9 protein-coding genes are annotated in these 9,821 nt (G+C 59.0%); all 9 read right to left on the reverse strand.

Annotation, left to right across the window (positions count from 1 at the left end):
• Positions 1 to 163 precede the first annotated feature (163 nt).
• The 9 genes from HGI30_RS22950 to rpmH all read right to left on the reverse strand — a co-directional run bounded on the left by HGI30_RS22950 (position 164) and on the right by rpmH (position 9,197).
• The gene (locus HGI30_RS22950; RefSeq protein WP_168909624.1) at positions 164 to 1,009 is read right to left on the reverse strand and encodes a ParB/RepB/Spo0J family partition protein; all 846 of its coding nucleotides are present in this window, start codon (positions 1,007 to 1,009) and stop codon (positions 164 to 166) included.
• Positions 990 to 1,763, reverse strand: coding sequence for a ParA family protein (locus tag HGI30_RS22955; protein ID WP_168909625.1), 774 nt, complete (start codon positions 1,761 to 1,763; stop codon positions 990 to 992). The genes HGI30_RS22950 and HGI30_RS22955 overlap by 20 nt, the downstream gene beginning before the upstream one ends.
• 270 nt (positions 1,764 to 2,033) lie before the next feature.
• Positions 2,034 to 2,852 carry a nucleoid occlusion protein gene (gene noc, locus HGI30_RS22960; RefSeq protein ID WP_168910065.1) on the reverse strand — a complete coding sequence of 273 codons (819 nt, stop codon included), beginning with the start codon at positions 2,850 to 2,852 and terminating at the stop codon, positions 2,034 to 2,036.
• 370 nt (positions 2,853 to 3,222) lie between these two features.
• Positions 3,223 to 3,957, reverse strand: a complete 735-nt coding sequence (gene rsmG, locus HGI30_RS22965; RefSeq protein WP_168909626.1) for a 16S rRNA (guanine(527)-N(7))-methyltransferase RsmG — start codon at positions 3,955 to 3,957, stop codon at positions 3,223 to 3,225.
• Between the two features lie 4 nt (positions 3,958 to 3,961).
• Complete coding sequence (gene mnmG, locus HGI30_RS22970; RefSeq protein WP_168909627.1) at positions 3,962 to 5,848, reverse strand: tRNA uridine-5-carboxymethylaminomethyl(34) synthesis enzyme MnmG; 1,887 nt, start codon at positions 5,846 to 5,848, stop codon at positions 3,962 to 3,964.
• Between the two features lie 193 nt (positions 5,849 to 6,041).
• Entirely contained in the window at positions 6,042 to 7,421 is a 1,380-nt protein-coding gene (gene mnmE / locus HGI30_RS22975; RefSeq protein ID WP_168910066.1) for a tRNA uridine-5-carboxymethylaminomethyl(34) synthesis GTPase MnmE, read from the reverse strand.
• Positions 7,422 to 7,579: 158 nt separating this feature from the next.
• The gene (locus tag HGI30_RS22980; RefSeq protein ID WP_168909628.1) at positions 7,580 to 8,452 is read right to left on the reverse strand and encodes a YidC/Oxa1 family membrane protein insertase; all 873 of its coding nucleotides are present in this window, start codon (positions 8,450 to 8,452) and stop codon (positions 7,580 to 7,582) included.
• Positions 8,453 to 8,560: 108 nt separating this feature from the next.
• Positions 8,561 to 8,905 carry a ribonuclease P protein component gene (gene rnpA, locus HGI30_RS22985; RefSeq protein WP_168909629.1) on the reverse strand — a complete coding sequence of 115 codons (345 nt, stop codon included), beginning with the start codon at positions 8,903 to 8,905 and terminating at the stop codon, positions 8,561 to 8,563.
• Positions 8,906 to 9,062: 157 nt separating this feature from the next.
• The gene (rpmH, locus tag HGI30_RS22990; protein WP_084136787.1) at positions 9,063 to 9,197 is read right to left on the reverse strand and encodes a 50S ribosomal protein L34; all 135 of its coding nucleotides are present in this window, start codon (positions 9,195 to 9,197) and stop codon (positions 9,063 to 9,065) included.
• Positions 9,198 to 9,821: the final 624 nt, after the last annotated feature.

The following is a 9,821-nucleotide window of genomic DNA, read 5'->3' on the forward strand; positions in this document are numbered from 1 at the left end:
GGACCGGCTCCCGGCCGGCCCGCTGCGACTAACCTTCCAAAAACAACAATAGCATACCTAAGTTTAATCTCTGGGAAAGCAGATTACAACCAAGGTATGCTCGTTCGACGATTGAAGGGGAGCTTCGGCTTTGGCCCATGCGCATGCAAAAACAGCCGGGCTTTTAGAGCTTCAAAAGATCCAGAATCCGTTCCAGATCCTGCTTGTTGTAATACGCGAGCTCGATCTTGCCCCGTTCTCGCGAGGCTTTGATCTTGACCGAAGTCTGGAACCGCTCCCGCAGGCTTTCCTCCAGCGCCTCCAGATAGGCATCTCGCTTGACGGCCTTGATTTTTGGCGCCGGCTCCGGCTGCTTGCGTTCCAGCTCCTGAATCGCCTGCTCCAGCTCGCGCACGCTCCACTCGCTTTCGATCGCCTGCTTGGCCAGCTCCTTGCGAAGCTTGTCCTCCTTGATGCCGACAAGGGCTCGGGCATGGCCCATGGACAGTGTTCCACGTGAAACATTTCCCTTGATTTCCGGAGGCAGGGTAAGCAGGCGCAGGAAGTTGGCGATATGGGAGCGGGATTTGCCGACCTTGAGCGACAGCTCCTCCTGCGTGAGGTCGAACTTGTCCATGATCGCTTGATAAGCCGCTGCGAGATCGATCGCGTTAAGATCCTCCCGCTGCAGGTTCTCGATCAGCGCGATCTCCATCGTCTGCTGATCCGTGAAGCTGCGGATGACGGCCGGAATCGTTTTGAGCCCGCATAGCTGCGAAGCCCGGTATCGCCGTTCGCCCGCGATAATTTCGTATCCCTTGAGCACGGAACGGACGAGAATCGGCTGGATGACCCCGTGCTGACGGATCGATTCGGCCAGTTCATGAATGGATTCGTCATGGAACGTCAAGCGAGGCTGATACGGATTCGGCCTCAGCTGCTTGAGATCGATCTCGACGACCTTGTCATCCTCTTGAATCGAAAGGGAGGGAATGAGCGCATCCAGACCTCTACCTAGCCGCTTGCTCATATTGAATCACTTCCTTCGCCAGTTCGAGATAAACTTCGGCGCCTTTGGAACGAGGATCGTACGTAATGATGGCTTGGCCATGCGACGGCGCCTCGCTCAAGCGCACGTTTCGCGGGATAATGGTCTGATAGACCTTCTGCTGAAAATACTTCTTCACTTCCTCGATGACCTGGATGCCTAGATTCGTGCGGGCATCGAACATCGTGAGCAGCACGCCTTCGATTTGCAGCGACGTATTGAGATGCTTTTGCACGAGCCGCACCGTATTGAGCAGCTGGCTCAGCCCCTCGAGGGCGTAATACTCGCATTGAATTGGGATGATGACCGAATCCGCAGCCGTCAGCGAATTGATCGTCAAGATGCCGAGCGACGGCGGGCAATCGATCAGGATGTAGTCGTATTCGCCGCGCAGCTGAGCAAGCGATTTTTTAAGCCGAACCTCCCTCGATATCGTCGGGACGAGCTCGATCTCGGCTCCCGCCAGCTGAATCGTGGCCGGAATGATGCTCAAATTCGGCACCGCCGTCTGCGCTACCGCTTCATGCGGATCGACTTCGTTAATCAAGACGTCATAAATGCTGTTCTCCACGTCGGCCTTGCTGATGCCGACGCCGCTGGTCGTATTGCCTTGCGGGTCGATATCGACCAGCAGCACCCGCTTTCCGAGGGAAGCGAGGCATGCCCCCAGATTGACGGATGTCGTCGTCTTCCCGACGCCGCCCTTCTGGTTCGTTATGGCGATTATTTTGGACAACCTTGTCACCTCAAATTTCCATATCTTCGGTCCTTCAGAGAGCCGTCGGATCGATCCGGCGGATAGCGTTTGCATCGAGGAACAGGATCAGATGATAAAAAAAAGCGGCTGCTGCCGCTTATGCGCTGCCCGGAAATCCGGCGGCATCATTCGGGCATCAGGGAGCGGAATCATGGTGTCGGTAGCCGCAGGACGCCGCGCATCCGGTGCAGGGATTGAAGCCAGTATAAAGGAATCCGCCCGGATTGAAAACCGCTCCCGGGCGGGATATCAGCGTTTGGGAATTTGAATGACGATTTCGTAGTGGTCCTCGAAGTCCTTCTCGTCGGTCTTGATCTGCAGGCCGGAGCCGGACACCATGTCAATGGATTGACGAATCGTATTCAGCGCAAGCCGCACATCCTTCGTGAAGGAAATGCGCTTCGCTTTTTTCGCCTTCGTCGCTTCCTTGTAAAAGGCGACTCTTGCTTCCGTCTGCTTGACGTTCAGCTCCTTGCCGAGCACGTCCTCAAGCACCTTTTGCTGCAGCTCCTCCGAGTCCAGCGCGAGCAGCGAGCGGGCATGCCGCTCCGTAATCTTGCGTTCCGTAAGCGCCGCCTTGACCGGCTCGCTGAGACCGAGCAGGCGGATCTTGTTGGCGATGGTGGACTGGCTCTTGCCGAGCCTCTGCGCCAGACTTTCCTGCGTCAGGCTGTGCAAGTCAATCAGCTTCTGATAAGCGACCGCTTCCTCGATCGCGCTCAGTCCTTCGCGCTGCAGATTCTCGATCAATGCGATCGACGCGGCTTGCGAGTCGTTGAAGTCTCGCACGATGGCCGGAATCGTTTCTAGCCCGAGCTTGCTGACGGCCCGCCAGCGACGCTCGCCCGCAATGATCTCGTAGCGGTCCTCCCGAATGCGGACGACGATCGGCTGAATGACGCCATGCGTGCGGATCGTCTGGCTGAGCTCCTCGATCCGGTCGTCATCGAATATCGTACGCGGCTGATACGGACTCGTATCGATGCTGGCGATGGGAATCTGCTTCACTTCATCTTGAACAGCTTTCGGGTCGGACAGCCCGAACAGCCGGGAAAATTGTTCCTTCATCATTCTACAACCACCCGAATTCAATGTGCCATGTCCTTGCTGTAGGATCCGTGTGCGTCTGCCCCGACCCGTCGGCACCCTGCTTCCGCTGCTGGCGTCGCACGCAGCCTTCTTGGATGGAAGCGAGCCGGTCGCGGCTCTGGTTCATGCAGCACGGGCAGGTCGGTATGCGGTTCCCGCAATGATCGGCCGAATAAGGTCGCGCCGCATCGCTGACGCCAAAACGGCGAAAGCGCCGACGCTCCTGACGGAGGACGACAATCCCTTTCCCTACTTTCAATTCGTTGGAGGCTCGGAAATTTCCTGCTGGATTTCCCGCTTGCACGAAGTTTTCACCGACGGGAGGCAAAATGTTCCACGTGGAACATCGTCATCCGCGCGAATGGAGCAGAGGCTGCTTCAGCGGCACGCCCGCTTTGCGGGGATAAGCCTTCGGCGTAGCGTCCGTCTTGCGGATCAAGATGATGGCCCGCTCCGACTGCTCCTCCGGCAGGCGCAGCGTCTCCACGCGGTCGATCCGGCCGCGCAGCTCGCGGATGGCATGCTTCGCCTCTTCGAGCTCCTCCTGCGGGTCCGCACCCTTCATCGCCGCGAACAGGCCGCCTTTGCGCGCGAACGGCAGGCACAGCTCGCTAAGTCCCGCCAAGCGCGCGACCGCGCGCGCCGTCACGATGCCATAGCGGTCCCGATGCTCCGGACGACGCCCGATGTCTTCGGCCCGGCCGTGGACGCATTGCACGCCCTCCAGTCCGAGATCCTCGCATACATGCTGAAGGAACGTGATCCGCTTGGCCAGCGAGTCGACGATCGTCACATGCAGCTGCGGGAAGCAAATCTTCAGCGGCAGGCTCGGAAAGCCTGCCCCGGAACCGATATCGGCGAGATTGTCCGCCGACGACAAGTCGGCGTAGAAAGCGAGCGTGACGGAATCGTAGAAATGCTTTTCGAATACGGCTCCGCGCTCCGTGATTCCCGTCAGGTTCATCCGTTCGTTCCAGTCGACGAGCAGCTCGTAGTACCGTTGGAACTGCTCCAACTGGCGAGGAGAGAGCGGGATGCCCCGCTCCAGCAGCCGGCCGGCGAACGTATCGATCACCTTGTCCATGCCGCTATGCCCTCGCCGCACCGGCGCGGCTGAACTGCTCGAGATGCACCAGCAGGATGGAAATATCGGCCGGCGTCACGCCAGCGATGCGGGAAGCCTGCCCGATGTTGAGCGGGCGGATGGCGGCAAGCTTCTGCTTCGCCTCCGAAGCGAGGCCGTGCACGGCGCTGTAGTCGACGCCTTCCGGAATCTTCTTCTTCTCCATCTTGCCGAGACGCTCCACCTGAGCGAGCTGCTTCTCGATGTACCCGGCATACTTCACCTGAATCTCGACCTGCTCCTTCATGTCCTCGCTCAGCGCATACGGCGCCGGAGCGAACGGCTCCAGCCGGGCGTAGGAAATCTCGGGGCGGCGCAGCAGCGTGAGCGCGTCGGTCGTGGACTGCAGCGGGGCCGAGCCGGCTTCCTGCAGCATCGCCTCCGCCTCCTCCGGCCGGATCTTCACCGTCCGCAGACGGGCCAGCTCGTCTTCGACGCGGGCTTTTTTCTCCAGGAACCGGGCATAGCGCTCCTCGCTGATCAAGCCGATATCGTAGCCGGTCGGCGTCAGGCGGAGATCGGCATTGTCATGACGGAGCAGCAGCCGGTACTCGGCGCGGGAGGTGAGCAGGCGGTACGGCTCGTTCGTGCCTTTGGTCACCAGATCGTCGATCAGTACGCCGATATAGCCTTGCGAGCGCTCGACGATGACCGGCTCCTTGCCCTGCACCTTGCGAGCGGCATTGATGCCGGCGATGACGCCTTGCCCAGCCGCTTCCTCGTAGCCGGACGTGCCGTTGATCTGGCCGGCGGTGAACAGGCCCGGCAGCACCTTTGTCTCGAGCGAAGGCCACAGCTGCGTCGGCACGACTGCATCATACTCGATCGCATAGCCCGTGCGCATCATCTCGACCTTTTCCAGACCGGGAATCGAGCGCAGGATGCCGAGCTGCACATCCTCCGGCATGCTCGTGGACAGGCCCTGCACGTAATACTCCGACGTGTTCATGCCCTCCGGCTCCAGGAAGATCTGATGCTTGGGCTTGTCGGCAAAACGCACGATTTTGTCCTCGATGGACGGGCAGTAGCGCGGTCCCGTGCCTTCGATGACGCCCGAGAACATCGGCGCGCGGTGGAGATTCTCGTTGATGATGCGATGCGTGTCCTCCGACGTATACGTCAGCCAGCAAGGCAGCTGCTCGTTGTCGGCATACTCCGTTTCGAACGAGAAGAACTTCGGCTTTTCATCGCCGGGCTGAATTTCCATCTTGCCGAAGTCGATGCTGTCCTTATGGACGCGCGGCGGCGTGCCGGTCTTGAATCGTACGAGCTCGAAGCCGTTTTCCTTGAGCGATTGGGACAGCCGCACGGACGGCTGCTGATTGTTCGGACCGCTCTCGTAGATGAGCTCGCCCATGATGACCTTGCCGCGCAAGTAGGTGCCGGTCGTCACGACGACGGATTTGGCCCGGTACACGGCTCCGGTCTTGGTGACGACGCCGACGCAGGCGCCGTCCTCGACGATCAGCTCCTCGGCCATGCCTTGGCGCAGCGTCAGATGCGGCGTCTCCTCGATCGTTTTCTTCATCGTATGCTGATAGAGGAATTTGTCCGCCTGAGCACGCAGCGCATGGACGGCGGGGCCTTTGCCCGTGTTGAGCATCCTCATCTGAATGTACGTCTTGTCGATGTTCCGCCCCATCTCGCCGCCGAGCGCGTCGATCTCGCGCACGACATGGCCCTTCGCCGGTCCCCCGATGGACGGGTTGCACGGCATGAACGCCACCATGTCGAGATTGATCGTCAGCAGCAGCGTCTCGCAGCCCATCCGGGCTGCCGCCAGCGCCGCCTCGCAGCCCGCGTGCCCGGCGCCGATGACGAGGACGTCGTAGTGTCCTGCCTCGTAACTCATGTTCATTGCCTCCTGGTCGGAATCGGACGGTTCTCAGCCCGCCTCTTCCTCTTTTATGAAAATAGGTTTTCAAATCCAGCATTCGACGGCATTCGATGCCTTCTTTTGTCCTCCGCCGTCGCCCCGCTGTCCGTTGCCGGCGAACCTTCTCGATTCGTCGGCCCATCTATGCCGTTATCCACATGTGGATGAGCTATTTCCCCAAGCAGAATTGCGAAAAGATCTGATCGATCAGCGAATCAGCCGCCGTATCTCCGACGATCTCTCCGAGCAGCTCCCAGGCTGCCCGTACATCCAGCTGAACCATGTCGATCGGGATGCCCGCATCCGTCGCGTCCACCGCATCGCGCAGCGCGTCCGCCGCCCGGTGCAGCAGCGAGATATGACGAGCATTGCTTACGTAGGTCAGATCGGCGCTTTCCAGCTGCCCCTCGAAAAACAGCTCCCGGATGGCCCGCTCGAGGTCGTCGAGCCCTTGCTCCTGGAGCACGGACATCGGCACGATCCGGCTCTCCGGCAGCGCGTCCCGCACCTCGGACAAGTCAAGCCGCTCCGGCAAGTCCGTCTTGTTCACGACGACGATCACCTGGCGGCCGCGCAGCTTGCCGAGCAGCTCGCGCTCGTCCTCGTGGAGCGGCTCGCTATGGCTGAGCACGAGCAGCAGCAGCTCCGCCTCCGCGACCGCCGAGCGGGAACGTTCGACCCCGATCCTTTCCACGACATCGGTCGTCTCCCGGATGCCCGCCGTATCGAGCAAGCGCAGCGGAATTCCGGAGAGCGTCACGTATTCTTCGATGACGTCGCGGGTCGTACCCGGTATGTCCGTCACGATCGCCTTGCTTTCCTGCACGAGCGCGTTCAGCAACGACGACTTGCCGACGTTCGGACGCCCGACGATCGCCGTCGTGATGCCTTCGCGCAGAATCTTGCCTTCAGCCGCCGTCTGCAGCAGCTTGCGGATCGAGTCCAGCGCGGCGCCGCAGCTCTCTTGAATGTAGCGGCTGGTCATTTCCTCGACGTCATGCTCCGGATAGTCGATGTTGACCTCGATATGGGCGAGCAGCTCGATCAGGCTGTGACGAAGCGCATGGATCCGTTTGGACAGCGTGCCCTCGGCCTGCTTGAGCGCGACGGTATAGGAGCGGTCCGACTTGGAGCGGATCAGGTCGATGACAGCCTCCGCCTGGGCGAGATCGATGCGTCCGTTCAAGAACGCCCGTTTCGTGAACTCGCCCGGTTCGGCGACGCGCACGCCCGGCTGCCGAAGGACGAGCTCGAGCACTTTGCGTACGGCGATGAGGCCGCCATGCGCGCCGATCTCGACGACGTCCTCCGCGGTAAAGGAGCGCGGTCCCTTCATGACCGTGACGAGCACCTCCTCGATCGTCTCGCCGCTGGCAGGATCGACGATATGCCCGTACGTCACCGTATGCGTGGCCGCTTCTGGCAGCGGCTGCTTGGATTTCAGCACGCCGCCTACGCTCTCGATCGCCTGCGGACCGCTGACGCGGATGACGGATATGCCGCCTTCTCCGAGCGCCGTCGCGATCGCCGCGATCGTATCTTGAGTCATCATGATGCGGATGTTCACCTCGTTTTAGTCGGTCGGGCCCATAACCTCCGAGACAGGCTTCAGCCTCAAACCGGATGATGGCAAAAAAGCAATGACTGTAAGAGCCATTGCCGCCAAATCGAACTTTTATGCATGGAGAGCCGGCTGGCCTCTCCTCCTTACTTGTTCTTGGAGGATACGGCCGCCTTGCCCTTGCCTTTGTTTTTCTTCTGGCCGCCCTTGCCTTGGTTCTGGCCGCCTTCTTCTTTCTTCGGCTCCTTTTTGTCCGCGTTGCGGACGTAGAGGAAGTAGTTCTGCACGATCGTGTAGATGTTCGTGTAAACCCAGTAGAGCGGCAGCGCGGACGGGAAGTTCCACGCCATGACCAGGATCAGGATCGGGAAGATGAGCATGATCGTATTCATCATCTGCATCTGCGGGTTGTCCGGCTGGGCCTTCTGCATCATCTTCGTCTGCACGTACGTCGTGATGGCCGCGATGATCGGCAGGATATGCCACTGGTCCGGCTCGCCGAGCTGCAGCCAGAGGAATTCATGCGTCTTGATGTCGCTGTTATAGTAGATGGAATTGTAGAGCGCGATGAAGATCGGCATCTGGATGAGCAGAGGCAGGCAGCCCGCCATCGGATTGACCTTGTTCTGCTGGAACAGCTTCATCGTCTCTTCCTGTTGCTTTTGAGGGTTGTCGGCGAATTTCTTGCGGATCTCCTGGAGCTCCGGCTGAATCGCCTGCATCGCCTTTGAGCTGCGGTACTGCTTGAGCGTGAGCGGCAGGATCAGCGTGCGGACGATGATGACCATCAGCAGGATCGCAAAGCCGTACTGTCCGCCGAACCAGTCCGCGAACGTGTCCAGCGAATAGGAGAAGTAGTAGACGACATTCCGCTCCCACCAGTTTCCGTTCGCTTTCAGATCCTCGGTCGTCGTCGCATGATCGGTGTTCGGCATGCATCCAGAGAGGAGCGCTACCAACGTGACCAGGGAGAATAGGACGAGCCATTTGCGTTTTGAAGCCAAGCGCGAAAAAAACATGTGAATCTCCTCTCTGACAGCCTGTCGCGATTCAACCTAAACTATACCATACAAAAAGGGGCAATGAAACAAGCCCTTCCGGCCCCCCGCAGCCCGGAGAGCGCGCTTTCACCGCGGCTTCAGCAGTCCGGCTTTGCGAAGGACATGAAGCACGTTCTTCTCCAGCTCCTCGGTCGGCTTTCCTACCGCTCCGGCGCGCACGATCAAGATCATGTCGGTCCGCTCGTAGATCCGGTCGGCATGCTTCCTCACGATTTCCTTCAGGACGCGCCGCATCCGGTTGCGGACGACGGCATTGCCGATCTTTTTGCTGGCGGAGATGCCGAGCCGGAACGGCTCGGCGATCGGCTGCCGCGACCAGTAGACGACGAACTGGCCATTGGCGAAGGATTTCCCTCCGCGATAGGTCCGGGCAAAATCCTCGCGCCTTCTAAGACGCCATTTTCTTTGCATCGTTCACCGTCTCCATGAGTTTTCGGCGCCGCATGGCGCCATGAGGACTCCCTTACGAAAAAAAAGACCACGCCAGGTGGTCTTTTTTCCACAAGCCAGAATTATTGTCCATTCTCGCTTTGAAGCGGACGAAGCCGCTTTTATGAAGGAAAAGAGCTTATGCGCTCAGTTTGGCGCGGCCCTTCTGGCGGCGTGCAGCCAGTACTTTGCGGCCGTTTTTCGAGCTCATCCGCTTGCGGAAGCCGTGAACCTTCTTGCGCTTGCTCACGTTCGGTTTGAAAGTCGGTCTCATTACATGCACCTCCCCGCTTTAAGTTCGTTCGTCCAACTCGGCTGCTCCTTGGCTCGAAGCCGCGGAACCGCTGGACGAGCGATCTGTTCGTCCGTGCCCAAGTAAAAACGCCTTTTTCCATTTAACCATTTCGGCCGCTTGAAGTCAACCGGCATCTCGCTCGATCATCGCGGCCCGAACGTGCGTCCAGCCCTTCCTTCATCTATATGGGTGTGGATAACAAAAAACGGCTTAGGAACCGTCGCTTTTTAGTAACATGTGCACAAAAAAAAGAAGATTTGACGATCGGTGTCGAAATGCGCACAGGCTGTTAACAATATCTTGTGCTGTAGATAACTCTTATACACAAGCGGTAGGGATTGTGGATAATATTCCGCTGCTCGTTGAAATAGAGCCTTTCTTTTGCTATGATAGATTTGTTTTTGTTGTGGACGGAGAGCAATGCCGGCTGGATTTATCAACAGCCTGTGGATAAGAATGTGAACAACGTGATCCCCCTCTGTATAACCTTCATCAACAAGTCCCTGCATCTGTGGATGGATGAGCGGCTTACCCCAATAGAATCGACTCGCATAGCGGCATCAAGTTTTGCCATCGTACCAACAGGGATAGGAGTGACCGTCA

Source organism: Paenibacillus albicereus, from assembly GCF_012676905.1.
Taxonomy (GTDB): Bacteria; Bacillota; Bacilli; order Paenibacillales; family Paenibacillaceae; genus Paenibacillus_O; species Paenibacillus_O albicereus.

Coding starts and splice junctions, on each gene's coding strand:
- HGI30_RS22950 (WP_168909624.1), bottom strand. CDS start 1,009: ATGAGCAAGCGGCTAGGTAGAGGTCTGGATGCGCTCATTCCCTCCCTT.
- noc (WP_168910065.1), bottom strand. CDS start 2,852: ATGAAGGAACAATTTTCCCGGCTGTTCGGGCTGTCCGACCCGAAAGCT.
- rsmG (WP_168909626.1), bottom strand. CDS start 3,957: ATGGACAAGGTGATCGATACGTTCGCCGGCCGGCTGCTGGAGCGGGGC.
- mnmG (WP_168909627.1), bottom strand. CDS start 5,848: ATGAGTTACGAGGCAGGACACTACGACGTCCTCGTCATCGGCGCCGGG.
- mnmE (WP_168910066.1), bottom strand. CDS start 7,421: ATGACTCAAGATACGATCGCGGCGATCGCGACGGCGCTCGGAGAAGGC.
- HGI30_RS22980 (WP_168909628.1), bottom strand. CDS start 8,452: ATGTTTTTTTCGCGCTTGGCTTCAAAACGCAAATGGCTCGTCCTATTC.
- rnpA (WP_168909629.1), bottom strand. CDS start 8,905: ATGCAAAGAAAATGGCGTCTTAGAAGGCGCGAGGATTTTGCCCGGACC.
- rpmH (WP_084136787.1), bottom strand. CDS start 9,197: ATGAGACCGACTTTCAAACCGAACGTGAGCAAGCGCAAGAAGGTTCAC.